28 protein-coding genes are annotated in these 25,364 nt (G+C 36.8%); 27 read left to right on the top strand and 1 reads right to left on the bottom strand.

The annotated features are described in order from the left end of the window. Positions 1-16: 16 nt before the first annotated feature. The 3 genes from FW768_RS19130 to FW768_RS19125 all read left to right on the top strand — a co-directional run bounded on the left by FW768_RS19130 (position 17) and on the right by FW768_RS19125 (position 1,064). Positions 17-190 (top strand): bacteriocin-like protein, encoded by a 174-nt coding sequence (locus FW768_RS19130; RefSeq protein ID WP_153398137.1) that lies wholly within the window; start codon positions 17-19, stop codon positions 188-190. Positions 191-223: 33 nt separating this feature from the next. After that, entirely contained in the window at positions 224-379 is a 156-nt protein-coding gene (locus FW768_RS24070; protein WP_409017723.1) for a bacteriocin-like protein, read from the top strand. Positions 380-461: 82 nt separating this feature from the next. Then, positions 462-1,064 (top strand): IMPACT family protein, encoded by a 603-nt coding sequence (locus FW768_RS19125; RefSeq protein WP_153398135.1) that lies wholly within the window; start codon positions 462-464, stop codon positions 1,062-1,064. Here FW768_RS19125 and FW768_RS19120 read toward each other — a convergent pair. Next, the gene (locus tag FW768_RS19120; protein ID WP_153398133.1) at positions 1,061-1,771 is read right to left on the bottom strand and encodes a zinc metallopeptidase; all 711 of its coding nucleotides are present in this window, start codon (positions 1,769-1,771) and stop codon (positions 1,061-1,063) included. The genes FW768_RS19125 and FW768_RS19120 overlap by 4 nt on opposite strands. Before the next feature lie 105 nt (positions 1,772-1,876). Here FW768_RS19120 and FW768_RS19115 point away from each other — a divergent pair, with 105 nt between their 5' ends. The 24 genes from FW768_RS19115 to FW768_RS19005 all read left to right on the top strand — a co-directional run bounded on the left by FW768_RS19115 (position 1,877) and on the right by FW768_RS19005 (position 25,362). Next, positions 1,877-3,010 (top strand): GTP cyclohydrolase, encoded by a 1,134-nt coding sequence (locus tag FW768_RS19115; RefSeq protein ID WP_153398131.1) that lies wholly within the window; start codon positions 1,877-1,879, stop codon positions 3,008-3,010. Between the two features lie 59 nt (positions 3,011-3,069). Further along, positions 3,070-3,246, top strand: coding sequence for a hypothetical protein (locus FW768_RS23565; RefSeq protein WP_185152008.1), 177 nt, complete (start codon positions 3,070-3,072; stop codon positions 3,244-3,246). A 121-nt stretch (positions 3,247-3,367) separates the two neighbouring features. Then, positions 3,368-3,739, top strand: a complete 372-nt coding sequence (locus FW768_RS19110) for an NADH-quinone oxidoreductase subunit A (protein ID WP_153398129.1) — start codon at positions 3,368-3,370, stop codon at positions 3,737-3,739. A gap of 94 nt (positions 3,740-3,833) precedes the next feature. Continuing rightward, entirely contained in the window at positions 3,834-4,394 is a 561-nt protein-coding gene (locus tag FW768_RS19105; protein ID WP_153398127.1) for an NADH-quinone oxidoreductase subunit B, read from the top strand. A 6-nt stretch (positions 4,395-4,400) separates the two neighbouring features. Continuing rightward, a complete protein-coding gene (locus tag FW768_RS19100; RefSeq protein ID WP_153398125.1) occupies positions 4,401-4,895 on the top strand; it encodes an NADH-quinone oxidoreductase subunit C in 495 nt (164 codons plus the stop codon). A gap of 74 nt (positions 4,896-4,969) precedes the next feature. Next, positions 4,970-6,193: an NADH dehydrogenase (quinone) subunit D gene (gene nuoD, locus FW768_RS19095; RefSeq protein WP_153398123.1), complete on the top strand. Its 1,224-nt coding sequence runs from the start codon at positions 4,970-4,972 to the stop codon at positions 6,191-6,193. A gap of 106 nt (positions 6,194-6,299) precedes the next feature. Then, positions 6,300-6,809 carry an NADH-quinone oxidoreductase subunit NuoE family protein gene (locus FW768_RS19090; protein WP_103247731.1) on the top strand — a complete coding sequence of 170 codons (510 nt, stop codon included), beginning with the start codon at positions 6,300-6,302 and terminating at the stop codon, positions 6,807-6,809. Positions 6,810-6,911: 102 nt separating this feature from the next. Beyond that, positions 6,912-8,270: an NADH-quinone oxidoreductase subunit NuoF gene (gene nuoF, locus FW768_RS19085; RefSeq protein WP_153398121.1), complete on the top strand. Its 1,359-nt coding sequence runs from the start codon at positions 6,912-6,914 to the stop codon at positions 8,268-8,270. Between the two features lie 8 nt (positions 8,271-8,278). Continuing rightward, positions 8,279-9,160 carry a hypothetical protein gene (locus FW768_RS19080; RefSeq protein ID WP_153398119.1) on the top strand — a complete coding sequence of 294 codons (882 nt, stop codon included), beginning with the start codon at positions 8,279-8,281 and terminating at the stop codon, positions 9,158-9,160. Between the two features lie 44 nt (positions 9,161-9,204). Beyond that, positions 9,205-10,203, top strand: coding sequence for a 2Fe-2S iron-sulfur cluster-binding protein (locus FW768_RS19075; protein WP_153398117.1), 999 nt, complete (start codon positions 9,205-9,207; stop codon positions 10,201-10,203). Positions 10,204-10,298: 95 nt separating this feature from the next. Further along, complete coding sequence (nuoH, locus tag FW768_RS19070; protein WP_153398115.1) at positions 10,299-11,360, top strand: NADH-quinone oxidoreductase subunit NuoH; 1,062 nt, start codon at positions 10,299-10,301, stop codon at positions 11,358-11,360. An 86-nt stretch (positions 11,361-11,446) separates the two neighbouring features. After that, a complete protein-coding gene (locus tag FW768_RS19065; RefSeq protein ID WP_153398113.1) occupies positions 11,447-11,845 on the top strand; it encodes a four helix bundle protein in 399 nt (132 codons plus the stop codon). A gap of 70 nt (positions 11,846-11,915) precedes the next feature. Further along, entirely contained in the window at positions 11,916-12,473 is a 558-nt protein-coding gene (locus tag FW768_RS19060) for a NuoI/complex I 23 kDa subunit family protein (protein WP_153398111.1), read from the top strand. Continuing rightward, entirely contained in the window at positions 12,473-12,970 is a 498-nt protein-coding gene (locus FW768_RS19055; protein WP_153398110.1) for an NADH-quinone oxidoreductase subunit J family protein, read from the top strand. Before FW768_RS19060 ends, FW768_RS19055 begins: the two co-directional genes overlap by 1 nt. A gap of 4 nt (positions 12,971-12,974) precedes the next feature. Beyond that, positions 12,975-13,304, top strand: coding sequence for an NADH-quinone oxidoreductase subunit NuoK (nuoK, locus tag FW768_RS19050; RefSeq protein WP_062702146.1), 330 nt, complete (start codon positions 12,975-12,977; stop codon positions 13,302-13,304). A 3-nt stretch (positions 13,305-13,307) separates the two neighbouring features. Then, positions 13,308-15,221: an NADH-quinone oxidoreductase subunit L gene (gene nuoL, locus FW768_RS19045; protein ID WP_153398108.1), complete on the top strand. Its 1,914-nt coding sequence runs from the start codon at positions 13,308-13,310 to the stop codon at positions 15,219-15,221. Further along, positions 15,221-16,714: a complex I subunit 4 family protein gene (locus tag FW768_RS19040; protein ID WP_153398106.1), complete on the top strand. Its 1,494-nt coding sequence runs from the start codon at positions 15,221-15,223 to the stop codon at positions 16,712-16,714. The genes nuoL and FW768_RS19040 overlap by 1 nt, the downstream gene beginning before the upstream one ends. A 147-nt stretch (positions 16,715-16,861) precedes the next feature. Continuing rightward, positions 16,862-18,247 carry an NADH-quinone oxidoreductase subunit N gene (locus tag FW768_RS19035; protein ID WP_153398104.1) on the top strand — a complete coding sequence of 462 codons (1,386 nt, stop codon included), beginning with the start codon at positions 16,862-16,864 and terminating at the stop codon, positions 18,245-18,247. Between the two features lie 314 nt (positions 18,248-18,561). Further along, the gene (locus FW768_RS19030) at positions 18,562-19,644 is read left to right on the top strand and encodes a hypothetical protein (RefSeq protein WP_153398102.1); all 1,083 of its coding nucleotides are present in this window, start codon (positions 18,562-18,564) and stop codon (positions 19,642-19,644) included. Between the two features lie 39 nt (positions 19,645-19,683). Beyond that, on the top strand, positions 19,684-20,187 hold the full coding sequence (locus tag FW768_RS19025) for a DUF4280 domain-containing protein (RefSeq protein WP_153398100.1): 504 nt from the start codon (positions 19,684-19,686) through the stop codon (positions 20,185-20,187). Positions 20,188-20,303: 116 nt separating this feature from the next. Next, positions 20,304-22,421 (top strand): N-acetylmuramoyl-L-alanine amidase, encoded by a 2,118-nt coding sequence (locus tag FW768_RS19020; RefSeq protein WP_185152007.1) that lies wholly within the window; start codon positions 20,304-20,306, stop codon positions 22,419-22,421. Continuing rightward, positions 22,421-23,278, top strand: coding sequence for a hypothetical protein (locus tag FW768_RS19015; protein WP_153398096.1), 858 nt, complete (start codon positions 22,421-22,423; stop codon positions 23,276-23,278). Before FW768_RS19020 ends, FW768_RS19015 begins: the two co-directional genes overlap by 1 nt. Positions 23,279-23,460: 182 nt before the next feature. After that, a complete protein-coding gene (locus FW768_RS19010; protein WP_153398094.1) occupies positions 23,461-24,423 on the top strand; it encodes a hypothetical protein in 963 nt (320 codons plus the stop codon). Positions 24,424-24,480: 57 nt separating this feature from the next. Further along, positions 24,481-25,362 carry a hypothetical protein gene (locus FW768_RS19005; protein WP_153398092.1) on the top strand — a complete coding sequence of 294 codons (882 nt, stop codon included), beginning with the start codon at positions 24,481-24,483 and terminating at the stop codon, positions 25,360-25,362. The last annotated feature ends 2 nt before the right edge of the window (positions 25,363-25,364 follow it).

Here is a 25,364-nt window from a genome sequence, read left to right as displayed (position 1 = left end):
AACCAAATACAACATCATGAAAAATCTGAAAAAAATTTCGAGAAGTAACCTGAGATCCATTACAGGCGGAGTTTTTGTAACCTGTACTTTACCTAACGGACAGCCTACAAAATGCAGAGACCACTGCCCTACAGATTTCTGCGGACCAACCAGCTATCTATGCTACACCCCTATGGATCTGTGTGATTAGAAAAAAAAACAACCATTAAAACCCATAACAATCATGAAAAATCTAAGGAAACTATCAAAAGGAGAACTAAAAACAATTCAGGGAGGTATACAATCCTGCGAACCATGGATGACGGTATGTCCCTGCAGACCGGGATTTCACAGATGTGAGCCCAAGGGAGCTTGCATTCCTGCAACAACAATGTGTTAACAATAATAATATAAGAGCGGCAACGCTCTTTTTTTTGTAGCATATTAGCTGTAAATTTGCATTTCAAAAGCTACTCTGAAGCATGTTCGAATACAAAACGATACAAAACCCCATTGAAAATACTTTATTAAAAGAAAAAGGAAGCAAGTTCATCGGATTTGCCTACCCTGTCAACAATGAAGAAGAATTAAAAAGTGCTTTGGAAAAACTCAGAACAGAACATCCCAAAGCAACGCACCATTGTTACGCTTTCAGAATGGGGCTTCAGGGCGAGAATTACCGCGCTAATGACGATGGTGAACCTTCAGGAAGTGCAGGGCTCCCGATTTACAATCAATTGCTGGCCCATGAAATCACCAATACCCTGGTAGTCGTTATCCGGTATTACGGCGGAACAAAACTCGGTGTTTCAGGATTGGTAAAAGCCTATAAAGAATCAGCGAAAATCACCCTTGAAGAAGCCAATATCATCACCAAAGAACTGGAAACCGAAATTGAAATTCAGTTTAACTTTAACCAGCAGAATACCATCTTTACCCTACTCTCAAAATTTGATGCTAAAGTGTTGAATTTCGATGCCAATGAAAACTGTATTCTCACCGCTTCTTTAAAACTGACTCAAAAAGAAAGCATCTCAGATAAATTATCCGAGATGCAGTATGTTTCATTTGAATTTAAAGATTAATCCCTCCGGCTTCCAAGAAGCATAGATCCCCAGTATAACAACTGAGCCAATGATCCAAGAGCAGCTACCAGATATGTTCTTGCAGCCCATTTAAGGCTGTCCTGAACTCCCACAAACTCTTCCTGGGTTACAGTTCCCGTATCTTTAAGCCACTTCATCGCTCTGTTGCTCGCATCATATTCTACAGGAAGTGTTACAAAAGCAAAAAGAGTGGTTACGGCAAACATCGCTACCCCAATGGCTAAAACCGTGGTATTCCCATTCGGATTTTCAATTGATCTGGTTGCCGCCATCACTGCGATCCCTGCAATAAGCACAAACTGCATCAGATTAGAACTAATACTTACAATAGGAACCAGTTTAGAGCGGAGATTCAACATAGAATATCCTACTGCATGTTGTACAGCGTGACCACATTCATGAGCCGCCACTGCCGCTGCCGCTGCATTTCTCTGCATATATACCCCCTCAGAAAGGTTGACTGTTTTATCTCCCGGATTATAATGATCCGTAAGCTGGCCCGGAACAGAGATCACCTGTACATCATTGATCCCGTTATCTCTAAGCATTTTCTCTGCCACTTCTTTTCCCGAAAGGCCGTTTCTAAGATGCACATTGGAGTAGTATTCAAATTTCGATTTCAATCTGGATGAAACCCACCAGCTCACCAGCATTGAAATACCGATAATGATATAATAACCCGTCATTTTATATAGATTTTGTGTTTAAAATTTAACCATATTGATGTAAAAACTGTGCCAAAGTATTACATTTTATTATTTATATTTGCCCTTTAATTACCCTACAAAACTATGTCTGAAGTTTCGATTATTGAAGTAAAATCTAATGACCAGCTCAAGCAGTTCGTAAGATTTCCGATGGATCTGTACAAAAACAACCCTTACTATGTTCCCTCTTTTGTTAATGAGGAATATAAAATCTGGGATGCCAAAGAAAATCCGGCACTGCAATATTCAAAATCAAAACAGTATCTGGCATTAAAAAACAATAAGGTAGTCGGAAGAATTGCCGTCATCATCAACCAGAAAGAGGCACAGGAGCTAGGGATCAGTAAAGTACGTTTCGGGTGGATTGATTTCATTGATGACAGAGAAGTTTCCAAGGCTTTGATTCAAAAGGCTATAGATTACGCCAAAGAAAATAACATTAACAAGATTGAAGGACCTATGGGTTTTACCAATCTCGATAAGGCAGGAATGCTGACAATGGGATTTGATAAACTCGCAACGATGATCGGAATATACAATCACGAATATTACCCGAAACACCTTGAAGATCTGGGATTGACTAAAGAAAAGGAATGGGTGGAATATGAAATGAACTTCCCCAAAACCCTGCCTGAAAAAGTAGAGAAATTCAGTGGACTGATTGCCCAGAAATACAAACTTAAAGTCCTTAATTTCAAGTCGAAACAGGAAATACTTCCTTTTGTTGAACCCATGTTCAAACTTCTTGATGAGACCTACAAGCACCTTTCAACCTATACCCCTATTTCGGAAGAACAGATACAGACCTATAAAGAAAAATATTTCCCTTTTATAGACAAAAACTACGTCATTTGTGTAGTGGATGAAAACAATGAACTTGTTTCATTCGCGATTACCATGCCTTCTTATTCCAAAGCACTTCAGAAAGCAAAAGGAAAGTTGCTTCCGTTCGGATGGTGGCATCTTCTGCAGGCAGGAAAGAAAAACGACCGTGCTAATTTTTATTTGATTGGTATCCATCCGGATTACCAGAGACGTGGAGTAACAGCCATCATATTCAAAGAAATTTTCGTGCGCTTTACCAGTATGGGAATTGCCTTTGCTGAGACCAACCCTGAACTGGAAGAAAACAAAAGTGTTCAGCTCCTTTGGCAGGACTACAATCCCGTTAACCATAAAAGAAGAAGAACTTATTCAAAGAATATTAGCAATGAGTAATCAGTTATGAGTAATAACTCAACTATTTCTGTTAGCTATTAAAATCTTACCTTTACCTAATGAAACCACAGTTAATTATTTTTGCCGTTCTGATTGCAGCCTTTCTTATTTACAACTTCTTTTTTCAGTTGGAAGACGACAGAACCAATACTATAGTTAACATAATGTTTGCCAGTATTCTTTTCGGATATATCTCGTTCATGGCCTACGCTCTCCTCAAAAAAATGAAGAAATAAATCTTATTTTTATTGATTCTAAATTATCACTTTTCCCTATTTTAAACCGACTTTTAAGCTGATAAATTTCATGCTTTCTTGTTTATTCGCTAAATTTGCAAATTGAGATAATAATGCAAAAATGAATTTACCTGAAAGTTATATTCCAATCCTGATTCAAGCGGGTGTTGCTATAGGATTTGTAGCCGTTTCTTTGCTTGGAGCACATTTTCTGGGACCAAAGCAGAAAAAAGGAAATTCTGTAAAAAACCAAAGTTGGGAATGTGGAGTTCCTGTGGAAGGAAACGCAAGAACACCGTTTTCCATTAAGTACTTCCTGACTGCGGTATTGTTCGTACTATTCGATATTGAAATCGTATTTTTTTACCCATATGCGGTTAATTTCAGAGAATTTGGATTAGAAGGATTCCTGGCCGTACTTACCTTCGTAGCAATTTTCTTCATGGCATTTTTCTATGTCTGGAAGCGTGGCGCATTGGATTGGGATAAATAAAAAAAAATTATGAATTATAAATTTTGAGTTTTGGATTATTGACTCCCAGAAGTTTAATCTAAAATCTATAATTCAAAATCTAAAATTAAAAGAAATGTCAGATAAAAAACCAGTAATAAGAACAGATGCACCTGCTCCGGAAGGATTTGAAGGAGAAGGGTTTTTCGCAACGAAACTGAGCAGTGTAATCGGGATGGCAAGAAAGTTTTCTCTTTGGCCGTTACCTTTTGCAACCTCTTGTTGTGGTATCGAGTTTATGGCTACCCTGAACCCAACATATGATGCTTCAAGATTTGGTATGGAAAGAAACTCTTTCTCACCAAGACAGGCAGACATGCTGATGGTTTGTGGAACTATATCGAAAAAATTAGGACCTGTCCTAAAAGAAGTTTACACTCAGATGGCAGAGCCGAAATGGGTGGTAGCAGTTGGAGCCTGTGCTTCCAGCGGCGGTATTTTTGACAGTTACTCTGTACTTCAGGGAATCGATAAGATTATTCCGGTAGACGTATATGTTCCGGGGTGTCCTCCAAGACCGGAGCAGATCATTGAAGGGGTAATGCAGGTACAGGCTCTTGCTGAAAGCGAAAGCATCAGAAGAAGAGATATGCCAGAATATCAGAAATTATTGGATTCTTACAACATAAGCAACTAAACGGAAATGACAAACGAATTTGTATTAGAAGCAATCACTAGAGAATTTCCGGAGTCTGTAATTTCAAGTTCAGAACCTTATGAAATGTTGACGATTGAAGTAAAGAAAGAAGACATCAAAAAAATCGTTCATTACCTGAGAGATTCATCATTAGAAATAAAATTCCTTACCGATATCTGTGGAATCCACTATCCTGAATTTCCTGAAAAAGAGATTGGCGTGGTGTATCATCTTCAGAATATGATGACCAATTTCAGGCTTCGTCTGAAAATTTTCATGTCAAGAGAAAATATTGAAGTAGATTCATTGGTAGAGCTGTATGCCGGAGCCAATTGGATGGAAAGAGAAACTTACGATTTCTACGGAATTAAATTTAAAGGACATCCTGACCTGAGACCAATCCTGAATATGGAAGATCTAGGATACCATCCGATGCTGAAGGAATACCGCCTTGAAGACGGAACCAGAACGGATAAGAATGACAGTATGTTCGGAAGATAAAAATAATGCAATAAGCAGTAAGCAATAAGCGGTAAGCTTAAAGCCTAAAGCCTATAGCCTAAAGCATTTAAATTATGAAAGATAACTCATTATCTAATATACTCAACCAGTACGAAAGTAAGGAACAGATTGACGGGCAGCTGTATACCCTCAATTTAGGACCTACCCACCCTGCTACTCACGGGATCTTTCAGAATATCCTTACCATGGATGGTGAAAGAATCCTTCACGCAGAACAAACCGTAGGATACATCCACAGAGCCTTTGAAAAAATTTCCGAAAGAAGAAATTATTCTCAGATCACTACCCTTACTGACCGTATGAATTACTGTTCTGCCCCTATTAACAACTTAGGATGGCATATGACAGTAGAAAAGCTGATCGGTATAAAAGTTCCTAAACGTGTAGACTATATGCGTGTTATTCTGATGGAGCTTGCAAGAATCGGCGACCACCTGATCTGTAACGGGGTAACCGGAATGGATTCAGGAGCCATCACAGGTCTTACCTATATGTTCATCGAAAGAGAGCGTATCTACGATATGTACGAACAGATCTGCGGTGCCAGAATGACCACCAATATGGGAAGAATTGGAGGTTTTGAAAGAGATTTCACCCCGAAATTCCATGAGTTATTACAAGACTTCTTAAAAACCTTCCCGCCAAGATTTAAAGAATTCTGTACTTTATTAGAAAGAAACAGAATTTTTATGGACAGAACGATTGGTGCCGGAGCGATCTCTGCAGAAAGAGCATTAAGCTACGGATTCACAGGTCCTAACCTACGTGCAGCAGGTGTAGACTACGATGTAAGAGTTGCACAGCCTTATTCTTCCTACGAAGATTTCGACTTCATTATTCCTGTAGGAACTTCAGGAGATACTTACGACCGTTTCATGGTTCGTCAGCAGGAAATCTGGGAATCCCTTAAAATTATCAAACAAGCATACGAAAACCTTCCGGAAGGTCCGTTCCACGCAGACGTTCCGGACTTCTATCTTCCTGAAAAGGCAGATGTATATCAGAAAATGGAAGCACTGATCTACCACTTCAAAATTGTCATGGGAGAAACAGATGTACCAAAAGGAGAAGTTTACCATGCTGTAGAAGGTGGAAACGGAGAGTTAGGTTTCTATTTAGTGAGTGACGGAGGAAGAAGCCCTTACCGACTTCACTTCAGAAGACCTTGTTTTATCTACTATCAGGCATATCCTGAAATGATTACTGGCTCTGTAATTTCAGATGCCATTGTAACGATGTGTAGTATGAATATTATTGCGGGAGAATTAGACGCATAAAAAATAAGATGTCAGATATCTGATTTTCAGATGCTAGACACTTAGCTTTACATATAAATTTAAAATCTGATGTCTGAAATCTGACATCTGAAATCTTAGATAAAAAATGAGCGAAACAATAGCTTTTAAACCGGAAAGTTTAGCACAGGTACACAAAATTATCGCAAGATATCCTGAAGGAAGACAAAAATCTGCTCTTCTTCCTGTTCTGCATTTAGCACAGAAAGAATTCGGAGGATGGCTGGACGTTCCTGTAATGGATTATGTTGCCGGATTACTAAGTATCAAGCCGATTGAAGTATATGAAGTGGCTACTTTCTATACGATGTTCAACATGAAACCGGTAGGAAAATATGTATTGGAAGTATGCCGTACAGGACCTTGCATGGTATGTGGAAGCGAAAAAATTCTGGACCATATCAGAACCAAACTGAACATCAAAGACGGTGAAACTACTGAAGACGGGATGTTCACCCTGAAACCGGCAGAATGTCTTGGAGCATGCGGATATGCACCAATGCTGCAGCTTGGAAAATTCTTTCATGAAAATTTAACGATAGAAAAAGTAGACGAAATCCTTGATCTTTGCAGACAGGGACAGATTGCTTTAGACTAATAGAAATTTTAAATTCTAATTTTTAGATTTTAAATTATTCACTTAACGTTTAATAATAATTAATGCAAGAAGCCAAAAGCCAATTGCAATAAGCAAATAACAATGAGTAAAAAACTTTTACTTAAAGACGCACATATAGAAGGCATCCGCTACTTTGAAACTTACCGTAAGCAGGGAGGGTACACAGCAGCTGAAAAGGCCTTGAAAATGACTCCTGATGAAATTCTTGAAGAAGTAAAAACTTCAGGATTGAGAGGACGTGGTGGAGCCGGGTTCCCAACAGGAATGAAATGGAGCTTTCTGGCAAAACCAGAAGGCGTTCCAAGACACCTTGTGGTGAACGCAGATGAATCTGAGCCCGGAACATTCAAGGACAGATATTTGATGGAATTCCTTCCTCACCTTTTGATTGAAGGAATGCTTATTTCATCTTACTGTTTAGGCTCAAACGTTTCTTATATCTACATCCGTGGGGAATATTCATGGATTCCTGATATTTTAGAAGAAGCGATTGAAGAAGCCAAAGCAGCAGGATTCTTAGGTAAAAATATTTTAGGAACAGGATTCGATCTTGAAATCTACGTTCAGAGAGGAGGAGGAGCTTACATCTGTGGTGAAGAAACCGCATTGCTTGAATCCCTTGAAGGAAAAAGAGGAAATCCAAGACTGAAACCTCCTTTCCCGGCTGTAAAGGGACTTTGGGAAAGACCAACGGTAGTGAACAACGTAGAATCTATTGCAGCTATCGTTCCTATTATTGATATTACAGGTGCTGAATACGCTAAAATCGGAGTAGGAAGATCTACAGGGACAAAATTGATTTCTGCCTGTGGAAATATCAACAAACCGGGAGTGTATGAAATTGATATGACGATCACCGTAGAAGAGTTCATTTACTCTGATGAATACTGTGGCGGAATTAAAGACGGGAAAAGATTAAAAGCCTGTATCCCGGGAGGAAGTTCCGTTCCGATTGTTCCGGCAAACTTATTACTGAGAACGGTAAACGGAGAACCAAGATACATGAACTACGAGTCATTGGCAGACGGTGGTTTCGCTACCGGAACCATGATGGGTTCAGGAGGTTTTATTGTTTTAGATGAAGACCAGTGTGTGGTAGAACATACCATGACGTTAGCGAGATTTTATCATCACGAAAGCTGTGGACAGTGTACGCCGTGTCGTGAAGGAACAGGATGGATGCACAAAATTCTGAAGAAGATAGAAAAAGGAGAAGGAAAAATGGAAGACATTGACCTTCTTTGGGATATCCAGAGAAAAATTGAAGGAAATACGATATGTCCGTTAGGTGATGCAGCAGCATGGCCGGTTGCAGCGGCAATCCGTCACTTCAGAGACGAATTTGAATGGCATGTGAAAAACCCTGAATTGGCTCAGACACAAAACTATGGATTAGCACATTATGCAGATCCTATCCCGGCTGTTGAAAAAAATGCATAGCTAAAGAAATGAAGAAGTTATTAGTTGTCGGCTTAATGATGTCGGGCTTTGCTTTTGGGCAAATTAAAAAAGATACATTAGACAAAGAATATAAATTGGAGGTAACTCCATATAAAGCTGAAAAGAAAGAAAAGCCTTTACCTTTGAGCAAAAAAGGTCAGGTATTCGTTTTCTACGGTTGGAACAGAGGAGCTTTCAGTAATTCTGACATCCATTTTTCAGGAAACGGTTATGATTTTCAGCTGAATAATGTGCAGGCAAGGGATAAACCTACCAAGTTCGGAATCGTTTATATTGATCCAAGCTGGTTTACTGTAACCCAGTATAATTTCAGACTCGGATATTTTATAAAAGATGATCTGGCTCTTGTTTTAGGAATAGACCACATGAAATATGTAATGAAACAGAACCAGACGGTTGATTTTTCAGGAACTATTTCAGATCCCAAATATGCAGGAATGGTACAGAACGGACAAGTGGACTTATCAGACTCTCAGTTTCTTACCTTTGAACATACAGATGGACTTAATTATGAGAATTTAGGTTTAGAAAAATATAAAAACCTTATTCATAAGAAAAATATAGATCTGGTATGGTCTTACGGAGCCGGGCTCGGAGTGATGTTCCCGAAAAGTAATATAAAGCTTTTTGGAAATGAAAGAAGTGACCGTTTTCACGTTGCAGGTATGGGAGCCGATTTAAGATCCAGTCTTAACCTGGTTTTCTGGAAAAACTGGATGATCAGAGCAGAAGCCAAAGCAGGATATATTAATATGTGGGATATTAAAACTACATTAAATAATAAACCTGATAAAGCAAGACAGGACTTTGTTTTCGGACAGGTTCTTGCGGGAGTAGGATATACATTTAACACGAAGAAGTATAATTAAAATAGAGCTTAACGCCCTAAAAGCATAAGCGAAAAGCATAGAATATGAGCGAAGAGGTTAAAAAATTCAAAATAACGATAGACGGACAGACCACCGAAGTACTGCCTGGAACTTCTATTCTGGAAGCTGCAAGACAAATCGGCGGAAAATCTGTACCTCCTGCAATGTGCTACTACAGCAAATTGGAAACCAGTGGAGGAAGATGCAGAACCTGCCTTGTGGAAGTTTCTAAAGGATCTGAAGCAGATCCGCGCCCAATGCCTAAATTGGTTGCCAGCTGCAGAACCAATGTAATGGACGGAATGGAGGTTAAAAACCTTACCTCCGAAAAGGCTCAGGAAGGAAGAAAAGCGGTAACCGAATTTCTATTGGTAAACCACCCGCTGGATTGCCCTATCTGCGACCAGGCCGGAGAATGCCACCTTCAGGATTTAGGATATGAGCACGGTGTAGAGAACACGAGAACTGAATTCGAAAGAAATACTTACGAAGCTGACGATCTTGGTCCGAACATCAAATTGAATATGAACCGTTGCATTCTTTGTGCAAGATGCGTTCTTACCGCTAATCAGCTTACCGATTCCAGAGAACATGGAATTCTTTTCAGAGGAGATCATGCTGAAATTTCAACCTATTTAAATAAAGCTTTGGATAATGACTTCATCGGAAACGTTATTGACGTATGTCCTGTTGGAGCATTAACAGACAGAACAGCCCGTTTTGCAAGCAGAGTATGGTTTACAAAACCAATGAATGCTTCATGTAAATGTGATAAGTGTTCAGGAAAAGCTGTTGTTTGGATGAAAGGTGATGAAGTGGTAAGAGTTACAGCCAGAAAAGACCAGTGGGGTGAAGTAGAAGAATTCATCTGCGATACCTGCCGTTTCGAAAGAAAAGAATTGTCTGACTGGAATCTTGAAGGACCTAGGCATATCGACAGACATTCTGTTATTTCATTGAACCACTACGAAAAACCTAAGGATGAACTAAGAGTTTTAGACAATCCGATGGCTAAGGAAATCAGTGAAAAAGACGAAAAATAAATTTTAATCTTTAAGACGTAAGATTTCAGACAACAGACAACAGATTTTAAATCTGATATATAGCATCTGACATCTAATATCTAAATAAATAAAAAATGGATTTACTAACATTTAAACTTATACTTGTACTAGCGCTTTTCCTACTGTCTCTGACAATAGCAGCCTACTCTACCTGGGCAGAAAGAAAAGTAGCCTCTATTATGCAGGATAGAATTGGTCCTAACAGAGCAGGACCTTTCGGATTGCTGCAGCCTCTTGCTGACGGTGGAAAATTCTTCTTTAAGGAAGACTTTACGCCTGCCAATGCTGAAAAATTCCTTTTCGTATTGGGACCAGCTTTAGTAATGTTTATTTCATTAATCACTGGGGCGGTTATTCCTTGGGGTAAAAGTTTAAATATTGCAGGTACTTCTTTTGATCTTCAGGTTGCGAATATTGACGTGGGAGTTCTTTTCATCATCGGAATGGCTTCTATCGGAGTATACGGAATCATGATCGGAGGTTGGGCTTCGAATAACAAATATTCATTACTGGGTGCTATCCGTGCTTCTTCACAGATGATTTCTTATGAATTAGCGATGGGATTAGCCCTTCTTTCTATCATTATGATGACAGGAAGTTTAGATTTAAAAGAAATTACAGAAAGCCAGACTGGCGGAAAATTATGGGGAATTATTCCCTGGGGTTCCGGGATGAACTGGAATATTTTCTATCAGCCGATTGCCTTCCTTGTTTTCTTTGTAGCTGCTTTAGCAGAAACCAACAGACACCCTTTCGATTTACCTGAATGTGAATCTGAATTGGTAACAGGATACTCTACAGAATACTCTTCCATGAAACTGGGACTTTATATGTTCGGTGAATACGTGAACATGTTTATTTCCAATGCATTCATGGTTGTTCTTTTCTTCGGAGGTTACAACTATCCTGGAATTGAATGGGTAACTCAGAACTGGGGAGAAAATGCTGCAGGAATCTTAAGTATTGTTGCTTTCTTAACGAAAACAGTAATCGGAATCCTGATCTTCATGTGGATCAGATGGACGCTTCCTAGATTCAGATATGACCAGTTAATGCACTTAGGATGGAAAACTCTTATTCCTATGGCATTAGTAAACCTATTAGTTACAGGTGCTGTAATTTTAGCGTTCCAGTAAATTTGAGATTTGATGTTTGAAATTTGAGATTCAGCGAAATGACTTTAAATTAGTAATTTTAAGAGTAATAATTTCAAATATCAAATATGGCAACGATAAATAATTTTGAAGATTTGGAAATATGGCAGCAGTCAAGAAGTCTTTGCCAGTTGATTCAAAAAGAATGTTTGCTGAATCCCAAATTTCTAAACCATGATAAAAACCAGATTGACAGATCATCTGCATCAATTATGGATAATATAGCCGAAGGGTTTGAAAGAGAAGGTAATAAAGAATTGATAAACTTTCTTACCATGTCTAAAGGTTCTGCAGGAGAAGTTCGTTCTCAATTGATCAGAGCTTTTGACCGAAATTATTTAGATGAAGAAGTTTTTAATTTTTTAAAAAGCCAAACAATATCTTTGTCTAAAAAACTGTCAGGATTTATCAGTTATCTGAAAATGACAGAACACAACGGAAATAAATTTAAAAGAAATAATAATTAATAATTAAGGGTTTGAGAGATAAAATTTTCAATACATTTCAAATCTCAAACTTCAAATTTCAAATTATATAATGAAATTAACTAACAGATCAAAAGTTGTTTCCAATAAAGAAATGACCCTTGCTGAAAAAATCTACCTTCCTGCGATCTTTACAGGAATGGGGATTACATTTAAGCATGCTGTAAGAACCGTGATAAAAGGTGCTCCCGCAGTATATTCGTATCCGGAAGTAAAGAAACCGAGAGCTTCCATCTGGAGAGGCCAGCACGTTCTGAAAAGAGACGAGGAAGGCAGAGAAAGATGTACAGCCTGTGGACTTTGTGCCGTAGCCTGTCCTGCAGAAGCCATTACCATGACTGCTGCAGAAAGAACAAAAGAAGAAAAAGGTCTTTACAGAGAGGAGAAATATGCATCAGTATATGAAATCAATATGCTGAGATGTATCTTCTGCGGTATGTGTGAAGAAGCTTGTCCGAAATCTGCCATCTATCTTACCGACAGACTGGTGGATGTGGAAACCAACAGAGGTTCTTTCATTTACGGAAAAGATAAATTAGTTGAAAAAATAAATGAAAGGATTGACATCACGACCAGACAATCCGAGAAACAAAAAAATGCGGTAAAATAATGGATCAGTTTTTATTTTTCTTGGTGGCGTTTTTAGCAGTGGCAAGTGCGGTATATTTCGTGTTTGCAAGAAATCCTCTCTATGCTATTCTGTCATTAATTGTTACGATGTTTTCCATTGCGGGAATGTACATTCTTCTGAATGCACAGTTTCTGGCAATCATTCAGATTATAGTGTACGCCGGTGCCATCATGGTATTATTCCTTTATATCCTGATGATGCTTAACCTTAATAAACAAGACGAAAGTAAGAAGAACAATACTTTAAAATTTGTTGGAGTTTTTACGGCAGGTCTTCTGTTAATTGGAGTTTTAGGTGTATTCAGAGGAGTAAGCGACAACCATATTGTACTTGAAAATGTAGATAAAGGGATTGGTCTTACGAAAAATCTGGGCAGACTTTTGTTTAATGAATATGTTTTACCGTTTGAACTTGCTTCTATCCTGATTTTGGCAGGTATTGTAGGTGCGGTATTAATCGGTAAAAAAGATTTATAAAATTATGGGAGAAGTAAATACATTTATACAAAGCATCCCTCTGAATTATTTCATCATTCTTTGTTCAGTATTATTCTGTCTGGGAGTGCTTGGAGTACTTTTGAGAAAAAATGCTATTGTTATTTTGGGCTGTGTAGAGCTTATGCTGAATTCTGTAAACCTTTTATTGGCTGCTTTTTCAGCGTATAAAGGAAACGGAGACGGACAGCTTTTAGTTTTCTTCATTATGGTAGTGGCTGCCGCAGAAGTTGCGGTAGGTCTTGCAATTATTGCTATGCTGTATAGAAATACCCGTTCTGTAGATGTAAGTATATTTAATAAATTAAGAGGATAAGGAATGGAAAATTTAGTGTATGCAATAGTACTTTTACCACTTTTAGGGTTTCTTATTAACGGTTTATTCGGGAAAAATCTTCCAAAAATAGTGGTGGGTTCTTTGGCAACAGCCATGGTTTTCGGATCATTCTGTATTGCTGTAAGTCTTTTCATGAATTTCAATTCTGAAAGCCAGCCGGTAATCGTAAGAGCTTTTGAATGGTTCAGAGTAAACGGGGTTCAGATTAATTTCGGATTCCAGATCGACCAGCTTTCTTTAATGATGGTCATGATCATCACAGGTATCGGTTCCCTGATCCACTTATACTCTATCGGATATATGAGCCACGATAAAGGATTCTATAAGTTCTTTACTTATCTGAATCTTTTCATCTTCTCGATGTTACTTTTGGTAATGGGAAGCAACTACCTTATTCTTTTCATTGGATGGGAAGGTGTAGGTCTTTGTTCTTATCTACTGATCGGATTCTGGTATACCAACGAGGAATACGGTAAAGCGGCAAGAAAAGCTTTCATCATGAACAGAATTGGTGACCTTGCGTTACTGATCGGTATTTTTATGATTGCTTCTCAGACGAATGCTGTAGATTATCTTACGGTAGCTCAGAACTCTTCAAAATTTGAATTGGACGGAACAGTAATTATCTTTATTACAGCGAGTTTATTCATCGGTGCAACCGGTAAATCGGCTCAGGTTCCTTTATATACATGGTTACCGGATGCGATGGCCGGACCAACTCCTGTTTCCGCGTTAATCCACGCAGCAACCATGGTTACGGCAGGTATCTATTTAGTAGTAAGATCTAATTTCTTATTTACTTTAGCACCTACAGTACAGGGAGGAATTTTATTCATCGGATTCTTAACGGCTGCTTTAGCCGGATTCTATGCGCTACGTCAGAACGACATCAAAAAAGTATTAGCTTACTCTACCGTTTCACAGCTTGGATTTATGTTCATCGCTTTAGGTCTTGGAGCTTATACCACAGCGATGTTCCACGTAATGACTCACGCATTCTTTAAAGCTTTATTGTTCTTAGGAGCAGGTTCTGTGATCCATGCGATGAGCAACGAACAGGATATGCGTTTCATGGGAGGTCTAAAAAAATACATTCCTCTTACTCACGCTACTTTCCTTATCGGAACATTAGCCATTTCAGGTTTCCCTTTATTATCAGGGATGATCTCCAAAGACGAAATTTTAGTCGCTGCTTTCGCTAAAAACCCAATGTATTGGGTACTCTTATTTATTTTAGCAGCAATAACAGCAACCTATATGTTCAGACTGTACTATCTGACTTTCCATGGAGAATTCAGAGGTACTGAAGAGCAGAAGCACCACTTACATGAAAGCCCGTCTAATATGACATTACCATTGATCGTATTGGCTATCCTTTCTGTACTTGGAGGTTTCATTAACCTTCCACACTTCATCGGTCACGGACATTATGCCAAGCTGATGGAATGGCTTAAACCGGTTCTTACCGAGCAAAGCTTCAAGCAGATGGAAGCTACTCTTTCCGGAGTACCTTTCAATACTGAAATGATCTTATTAGCAGCAACAGTACTAATGTTCTTCTCCGTATGGTTTATCGTAAGAAACACCTACGTGAAAAAGAAAAAAATGGCTCTTGCAGAAGAAAGCTATACCGGATGGGAAAAGCTTTCTGCTAAAAAACTATATGTAGACGAACTTTACAATGCATTGATTGTAAAAACTGTTGAAGGATTAGGACGCGGAGGAAAGATGTTTGATAAAGGGATCTTAGACCGTTTTGTAGACTTCGTAGGCGAAGGCGCTGAAGACAGCGGAAAAGCAATGAAGCGCATCCAGAACGGAAATGTAGAGACTTATATCCTTATCATGTCTTTAGCTGTGGGAATTATACTGATTGTTAACTTTATATTACAATAATGTCTGGTTTATTATTAACATTATTACTATTACCTCTTGTAGGTTCGGGATTAGTTTTTGCCTGGAAGAATAATTCCAGCAAATATTTGGCGCTGGGAATTGCATTGATCCAGATGCTTGTAACATTCTACATTATTTCGGATTTCGATTTTAATCCAACCGTAGACAGTGTATTGCAGCATGAAATCAATTACCCGTGGTCTCAATTCATAAAAAGCACTCTGCATTTCGGAATTGACGGAATGAGCATGCTGCTTTTATTATTGACGAACATTTTAGCGCCAATCATTATTTTATCATCTTTCAATGAAAATGTAAACTACAGAAATACATTCTACGGTCTGATTCTGTTAATGCAGTTTGGTCTTGTAGGAGTGTTCACTTCTTTAGACGGACTATTGTTCTACATTTTCTGGGAGGTAACCTTAATTCCGATCTGGTTCATTGCCGGACTTTGGGGTCAGGAAAATAAAAGATTTGAATTCACTACGAAATTCTTCGTTTATACATTCGTTGGTTCATTATTCATGCTGGCAGGATTGATCTATGTGTACAACCACTCTGCATCATTCGAACTTACAGACCTGTATAATGCTCAGCTTAACGAAACACAGCAGACGGTGGTATTCTGGTTCATTTTCTTTGCCTTCGCAGTGAAATTACCGGTATTCCCTTTCCATACCTGGCAGCCTGATACCTATACCTACTCTCCTACTCAGGGATCGATGTTGTTATCAGGGATCATGCTTAAGATGGCGGTGTACGGAGTAATGCGTTATTTACTTCCAATCACTCCACTTCCAATTGCAGGGATCTCAGGACAGATTGTAATCATCCTTGCTATTGTGGGAATTGTTCACGGTGCACTTATCGCGATCATCCAGACCGATATGAAGAGAATTATTGCTTATTCTTCTTTCTCTCACGTTGGATTAATGGTAGCGGGAATCTTCGCTTCAGCAGTGATTACTTTAAGAGGAACATTCAATATTGAAGGTGCTGAAGGTGCTTTGGTTCAGACTTTTGCTCACGGTATCAACGTAGTAGGATTGTTTTACTGTTGTGATATTTTATATAAGAGATTTAAGTCAAGAGATATCAGACAAATGGGAGGCTTAGCAAAAGTAGCTCCAAAATTTGCCGTGTTATTCCTGATCATTATCCTGGGATCAATGGGAGTTCCGTTGACCAATGGATTCATCGGAGAATTTATCCTGTTAAAAGCAGTATATGATTTCAACGGATTGGCAGCAGTGATTGCTGGTCTTACGATAATTCTTTGTGCGGTATACCTGTTGAGATTCTACGGAAAAGCCATGTTCGGTGAAGGTGATGAAGCAGTTCTAAGCACAGCAAAAGATCTTTCCGGTGTAGAATTCTCTGTATTGGCAAGTTTAGCGGTTTTCGTGATCCTATTGGGTATTTATCCACAGCCGGTGATCGATATGGTAGGCAGTTCGGTGAAGTTTATCTACACAGCGATGGCTAACTAAAAAAATTAAAAGATTTAAAAATTAAAAAATAAGAGATCAGAGAAGACTAAAGGTAAAAGACAAAGAGATAAGAGACGGAAGGTTCTGAACCGGAAACTCTAAACTTTTAAGCCTTTAAACTTAAATCTCGCCTCTCAAATCTATATTATGAGTGTTTTAATTATTGTTTTCCTAACGGCAGTTGTTGCGTTATTTTCGGGAGTTTTTGAACAGGGAAAATTCGCAAGATACATTGGGATTTTGGGATTGATCATCGCATTGTACGTAAGTTTCATGCCAGAATGTGCTTTCTTCGAAAAGTACAGACATATGTATGAATATACGGCTAATACAGCTTTGTTCACTAAAATATCAATTGTAACCACCTTATTGTTATTCTTTCTCGGAGGTTTTGCATTCAGCAACCACAGAAGCCACCAGTCGGAATTATATGCCCTGATGCTTTTTGCATTAGTTGGAGGAATTGTTCTTTTCGGATACCAGAACTTAGTAACCATGTTCTTAGGTGTTGAAATTCTTTCTATCCCATTATATGTAATGGCCGGAGCCAACAAAACTGATTTAAGATCCAACGAAGCTTCAATTAAGTATTTCTTAATGGGTGCATTCGCAACAGGTTTTTTACTGTTCGGTATTGCATTCATCTACGGAAGTACCGGAAGTTTTGATTTATATAAGATCCATGAATTTGGAATAGCTAATACAACCAATGTTATGTTCATCCTAGGGGTATTGCTTATCCTTTGCGCACTGGCATTCAAAGTAGCATTAGCCCCTTTCCATATGTGGAGCCCTGACGTATATGTAGGTGCCCCTTCCCTGATTACAGCCTTTATGGCGAGTGTGGTGAAAATCTCCGGATTCTTTGCTCTGTTCAGATTAATGACGATTGGTTTTGCAGGAGTTACCCAGGACTGGATCAATGTATTGGGGGTATTCTTAATCATCACTTTACTTTTGGCCAACGTTATGGGTCTTGCACAAACGAACGCAAAAAGAATGCTTGCTTACTCTTCTGTTTCCCATGCAGGATATATCGGATTGGTATTCTTCGGTATGACAAGCCTTTCTACTTATAACTTAGCATTTTATTTATTTGCTTATTCACTATCTACAGTAGGAGTTTTCATGTGCCTGATCTGGGTAGAAAAACTGAAAAGAGAAACTTCATTCGGAGCATTCAAGGGTCTTGCTAAAACTGAGCCTTTACTGGCAACAGCAGCAGCAATCTCTATGCTTTCAATGGCCGGAGTTCCTTTAACTGCAGGTTTCATGGGTAAATTTGCTTTATTCTCCCAGGCGATGAATTCAAAGCACGGAGTTTTCTTAGTGTTGGTAGCTGTTTTGGGGTCCGCCCTTTCCATTGCTTACTATTTAAGAATGATCATTGCGATGTTCTTCTTTAAAGAATCAACATTCAAGTCTTCAGAAAAAGTAACAGTTACTTATAATATTGTAGCGGTATTCGTTATTGTATCCATTATCCTTCTGGGAGTTTTCCCGGATCTGTTTGCAAAGCAGTTTGGATTATAAGCGAATATTAAACATATAACACAAAACCTTTCAGGCAACTGAGAGGTTTTTTTGTATCCATTCGTTTTTTCAAGTGGAAGATGAAATTACATTGGGGAAATAAATCAAAATAAAGAAAATTTCTCTCCAAATTAAGTAGATTCAATGTATAAAATTACTCCCTGTTTTCAGGGATAATTGCTTTATTAATAAACCTTTCACGTGATTTGAAAGTTTTTTTTATGAAATTTTTTATAAATTACATCCTGATAAATAAATCCCGTTGTCTGGAACTATAACGGTCAACTTATTAATCGTTAAAAACACACAATCACATGATCACCTACATGACACTTCCGGGCGATACCTTAGAGAAGATTGCTTCTGATCTGAAAGTAGAGAACCCGAAATATATCAAAGATTTTCATAATGCCCATTGTGCATTGTATGATCGGCTTGTAGATCCTGTAAAACTGAAAACCGGTACTCTTCTCCATATTCCCTTTGGTGATGAAATAAAAAAGCTCAATAAAAAGATCAATAAAAATGGTGACAGCCTCTATTATCATCCGCCTCACGGGAAAATCCCGTTTAAAATTCCTTTGATTGAGGGCAGCTATACAGTCAGACATCAAAAATATCAGGATAATACCCTTCTGACCAATTATCTGTATCGGACAGAACTGAAGTATCTGAGACATGAAAAAGACCAGCATCATTTTTCAGTCCAGCAATTCGGTTCCATAAAAAACGGCTACGAATCAGACAGTAAAATTTCCAGCCTTGCCAAAGCCTGTGCAGCAATTATGTTTCCTTTAGAAATTAGAATTAATGAAACAGGAAAACTTACAGATGCAGCATTCCACCATCCGGAAACGGTTGTTAAAGATGAGCTTGAGGCATTAAAAAAATACTTTACCGATGAATGGTCCGCCTCTTATATTGATCAGCTGAAAAAGAAAACTGAAGATAAAAAACAAATCTTGACAGATATCCGGAATACATTACCTATGCAATTTCTGTTCGGTTCATTTTATAATGCCCAATATGAAAGCTGGACAGATTCCGGGATTTATCATGAATTTCTTCCATGGCTGACCAATGCTTCCCCAATCCGTTTCGAACTGTATAACCGGATTTTACCCAGAGAACCGGATACAACCGATAATGAAATACTGAAAATCGTTCAGAAAGGAACTTCCTGTGATTACAGAAACCTTGATCAGCTTTATGACAAAAACCATGAATATCAGGAATCATCACCTTTTAATGGATATTCCGTAGCCTGCCACCATGAAGCGGAATATTATATCAATCGGACTGATCTGGAAGTTCAGAAAATCACCGGAAATTTTGAAATCCAGATCGGAAATATAACTGAAAAAGAAGTATTTACACTGGAAAAGCAATTAAAATAATTTACTATCTTTGAAACAACACCAATAAAAACGCAAAATATGTCCGGATCCGCATCACCACATGACGGAAAACATCTCGTCATACAGAAAGGAAAAGCTCAATGTAATCAGGGCGATCAGTTTCCACAATTTAAAGTAACCTCTCACCAGAAACATTATTGGAATAATGAAAAAGGTCAAGCCGATTATCTGGCCGTAACTGAAGATGATCTTCAGTTCAATCCCTCGGGGCCAAGTTTCGGAAGATGCAAACTGAAACCTTCATCTGGAGGGTATCTTCCCTGCGCTTACGCTCCCGCAGGAAAATGGCAGAAAACCTATGAAAAAGTAAAGGTAATGGACAAAAGCTGCGTTACTGAAGTCTCAGAACTTATGTGCTCCACAGGCGGAAAGATCACCATCATGGAACATGGACAAACCGCAGCGATGACTCAGCAGAATGTAAAAAAAGCAGATCCCCAGGAGCAGCATCATATCAATCCCTTCATGAATTTCAAGGAATTCCAGAAGGAAATGCAGGACACTGAACCAGACGCCTACTAATCAAAAACTTTTCGGCCATGTCTAAACAAGGAATTTATAAAATATCGGGAAATACAAAACCAAAAGTAGGAGAACGGGTTACTTATAAAATTGATGAATGGTATCCTGCCACTCCATTGGAGAAAAGAAATCCGGCACTCGTTACCTGGCATCTTTTTAAAAAGGTAAATGGGAAATTTGTTCCTACCAATATCAAGAAAAAAGGAGTAAGCAGCTTTACCTTTAACACAACAGCTTACAAAGATACCTTCAGGATTGAGGCCTATCTTCATAATCCGGAAGGCAGAGCTCCAATGGCACTGGAAATACAGCCACAACCCAGCGATGTTCCCAGAATCAATAAAGTTGAATTAAAATACATAGACGATACTCCCGGAACTGTTTTCAGCTTCACGGAAAAACTGGTCGCAGAAGCCAAATGCATGAATCTGGAAGGCCAGTATCTTCAATTTACTCTTTGGGAAGATGACGCCAAAGGTTCAGGTCATAATGCAAAAAACTTACCCATAGATAGCAAAAAAGAAAAAGTAAAAAACGGAATTGCCAGAGTAGAATTTATGCTCACCAAAGCCTTAATGAAGAAGGCTATGGAAGGTGAAACCGATCCTAAAGAACTGGAGTTTTATGTAACGGTAGAATACTATTCCCATAAAAAGCATGCTACGGAGAATAAAAGTGTAAAAAATCCTATCATCCTTGATCTCCCGAGTAGCAAACCCAGCCCCAAACCGGTCTCTCCGAAAGAACAGTCCAAAGCTAAGGACTCTCCTGCAGAGAACAAACCAAAGTCTAAAAAAGAAGAAAAAGACATAGCACACCAAGTGATTGACTGGTGGAATGAGCTTTGGGACTGGGGAGAAAGCAATGGCACCATAAAAAAAGATCAAAGACCTACCGCTCCGCCCCCGCCAGGGAATAGTCCCGCAGTAATTAAAGAACCGAAATTGGAAAAAAAGACGGATAATTGTACATGTTTTTGTGATAGAGCAATTAATCCCAAGGAATTAAAAGAAATGGTAATTGCAATGCGAAAAGCAACCTTTGATGAAGCTGGAGAAAATTTCTATAAATGGAACAAAGACAATTTATTTACAGGTGGACATGAACAATTTAATGATAAATCATATGAAAAGTTTGCTGAAGTATTAAACAAAACTTTTGAAAATTATGAAATAACTTCTTGTATTAGAAAAATACACTTCTTAGGACAATGTTATCATGAAACAGGTGCTTTTATGAAAAGTGTAGAAGGGAAAATAAATCAAGAATATTCTTATGATCCATATAGAGGTAGAGGGTTTATTCATTTAACATTACAGGGAAATTATCAAAAATTTAAAGATAATTCCGGATATGATGTTGTAAAAAATCCTAAATTAGTTTCTACAAATATTGAAATAGCAGCCATGTCAAGCGGATGGTATTGGAAATATAATGATAAAGGAAATATTAATCCATTTGCTGATAAAGATAGTGTTTTTGATACTTCCAGAATGGTTAATAAGCCTAATGCAACCAAATCATCCTCAATCAATGGCTATAATCAACGGGTTAATGCTATAAATGCATTAAAAACAGTTTTTCAATATCCTCAAAACTGCTGTAATCTAAATAAAAAGGAAAAATCAAGCAAGAATGAACTTTGCCCAAGTGACTTAGAAGACTGTATTTGTACTACAGCATTCAATGTAAATAATGGTTTTATAGAACATTCAAGAGTTATGAAAAATCATGTTGCTGTAATTGAACATGGAACTTTTAAAGACCCAAAAACAAGTGTTCAAAAAATAATCTTACATAGAACTGCCGGTGGAACAACCCAAGCTTGTATCAATGCTTTTAAAGGTGGGAGAAAAAATAAAAAAGGAGGTATAGATTATTATGGGACACATTTTATTGTTGGGAAAGATGGTGTAATTATTCAAACAGCTAATTTATCAAAAGTGACTTGGCATTGTGCTGGATGGAATTCAAAATCCGTAGGAATTGAAGTAGTTGGTTTTGCAATAGATAAAAATGGTAAACCTACATTAGGATTAAAGGGACAAAATCCAGTTGCAGGCTGGGAGAACTTAACTGAAGAACAAGCAAAATCTGTAGCATGTCTTGTCATCGCACTTTTAAGTTACTATAACTTAGATACAAGTAAAATTGATTGTCATGAGCATTTAGCAGCAAAAGAAGCAGGTGAAGGACAGATTGTTTATAATGCCATTAAAGATTATTTAAAATAATGAAAAATATTACAATTTTATATTTATTATTGTCAGTTATCTTATCTTGTAAGGGACAGGATAAGAATGAAAATAAAAAGACTCAAGTGACAACTTACTTTGCAAAATGTAAAGGACAATATTCAACAGGAGAAACATTAAATAAAAAAGATAAAGCATGGTCTCTGAATAATGATGATGTAGATAAAATAATGAGTTTAGCTACATCTATCACCGAAAATGAATGGCATTTTTCATATCCGATTACACCCTGTAATATTGATGTAAGTAATTATTCATACAAAGGAAAAAAATATGACTTACAAATTAATGGAGGATCATATATATCACTCTTTAACGGTAAAACAACAATGCTTTTAGGCTGTGACTTGCCAGAATGTAAAAAATACTTTTTAAAGTCAAAAGAAAGTATGGAAGAAGATACAATTTCTCTTTCAAATAGTGGTTCAAATGAGTTAGGCCAAACTAAGAGCTTTAAAGTAAATTTTAATAACAATAATTATCAGGATATAATTATTGTAGAGAAAAAAACGGAAGGTTATAATGTTGAAGCAAAATCTAATAATAAATCTTTTTTTAACAAAAACTTTGTTTGTGATTTTATAGATATTAAAACGAAAACGAAAAACAATCAAGCTTTCAATTTAATCTTGAGTTTTACTGATCAATATCAAAATATATTCAGAAAAGTTGTTATTCCTGTTCTTTTTAAAAATAATGACTTTTATATCGAAAAAATATTTATTGCAACCTTAGGAACGAGTGCAAAAACAGGAGAAGAAGAATGGATAAAAAAAGAAATTTCTAAAAAAATTCTTCTTAAACAGCTTGACTTAAATGAAACTATATCAGAATAACAAGACAGGTATACATACACCTTCAAAATTAAAGCCTATCTCCATAATCCGGAAGGCAAAGCTCCAATGGATCGGTTTATACAACATGAAAAAACAAAAACTAGAATTTGTGGGTAACGATTTTCTCCTCATAAAAGAAAATGGCGGTAAATTCCTGTTAATTCTTGAACTATGTCACTAAAATGATGAAGAAACAAATATTTTATATAATTGCCATTCTATGCCTATTCTCCTGTAAAAAAACACAGGAAAACATATCAAAAACAACTATATCTAATGAGCTCTTTATTGGCAAAATTTGGAATGGTGACGTTTTAATTTCTAATTTAAGTTTTGTGAATTCTATTGATTCTTCATGTAAACTAAGCACTACATTTTTTGATAGATCTGAAAAGCAGATTAAAGAAGATGATTCAAAATGTGCATTATCAAAAATCAAATTTGACTATGACCAGCTAAACTCTATCAATAAAAAGATCCATATTGGAAAACTGTCTTCGGGAATAGAGTTATTCATTAAAAACTCATCTCCTATAAGTACAAATAATGCAGATTTAAGTTATCAAGCAACATTATATATTGAGAAAAATAAAACGCTGTCAGATTCTATTATTGTATATCAATCTTTCAACTATTCCGAGGCTTTAACTGTAAAAACAAAATATTATTATATTGATAAAGACAATATTTATTTATTAGATATTGCAGAAGATGAATCCGGAGCAAGTGTTGAAAAATGGGAGCAATACAAAATCAATACTTCTGGAAAAACACTTTTGGTAAAACAAAAATTATTTACAAAAGAAAACAATACTGTAGTTCAGAATAATACTAATGTTTGGAAAGGATCCTATTACTTTGAGGCTACAAATAAAGATAATATAAAAACAATTTTCAATATCACTATAAATTCTTTAGAAGACGTTATGGTAAATGTTACGGAAGACAGAACAAAAAATAACTATTCTAATTTAAAAGCTGAACAAATTGATAATGAAAAAATCAAAATTAATTATGACGAATCTGCTGGTGACATGGGAATTATTTATATTGAAAAAACAGACAATAATTACTTTATCTCAGGAAGTCCAATATATTTTATAAATCCTGGCAATAATGAAATGCCTTTACAAAAGACTAAATAATATTTTACATAGTTTATGCTTGTCTTAAAGTACAATTTGCTTTAATAAATTCAAAAAATGCAAACCAGTAAATTTTCACAATTAATTCTTTGCTTATTTTTTATAACAATCAGTTGTAAGAAAAATGATTCAGATAAAAGTATAATCCGAGCCAAACAAGAAAATCAAGTTTCGTCTGTTATTAATAATATAAATGATAATTCTTTTGTACTAAGCTGTGGATCAGGTTGTGCGATGACATACACACCAGAAACCGTTTCACAAGATAAGCAAACAGTAAATGTAAAATTCAAAGTTGAAACCTATATTAATGAAAAACCATCTGATACATATTATGAGAAATATAACTTTGTTTATAATAGCTTAGGTGAAATAGAAAAAGTAAACCTTGAAGGAAAAAATGATGATATTTTACAAAATCTTATGCCTGATGTTCAAGCAGAGTTTAAAAAATTTAGTAAGATTCTATTAAAAAATAAGAATGTAGATATATCAAAATTTTCGAAAACAAAACAGACTTATATTACTAACAACAGCAAATTTTGTACTTTACCATTTGACTTTGATACTTCTTATAAAGCATGTATCGAAGATAATAAGAATTGTGAGGGTAAGTATCCTTCTTACACTTTTTTGGAGAATAAAGATATCCTTGAAAACTATGGTATCAAGGAGCAACCATCTATCTTTTTTCTTCTTCCGAAAATTAACAATTTACAACCCATAATTCTTGCTTTTACCGATTCTGATATTGAAGGCTATTTTTTAAAAATTGTCAACAATAATAAGATTATTTCTTCATTACAAATTGGAAAAATGGATGGAGAAACCATTGAAGATTTTGTTATTACTGAAACTTTTGATATTAATATATATACAAGAAATAACTCTACTGAAAAAAGAGTTTTAAAAAAGAAATATAAAATAATGGAGCTATAAAA

Origin of the sequence: Chryseobacterium vaccae, assembly GCF_009602705.1 — a bacterium.
Taxonomy (GTDB): domain Bacteria; phylum Bacteroidota; class Bacteroidia; order Flavobacteriales; family Weeksellaceae; genus Chryseobacterium; species Chryseobacterium vaccae.
This window is presented reverse-complemented; position numbering and strand designations above follow the sequence as displayed.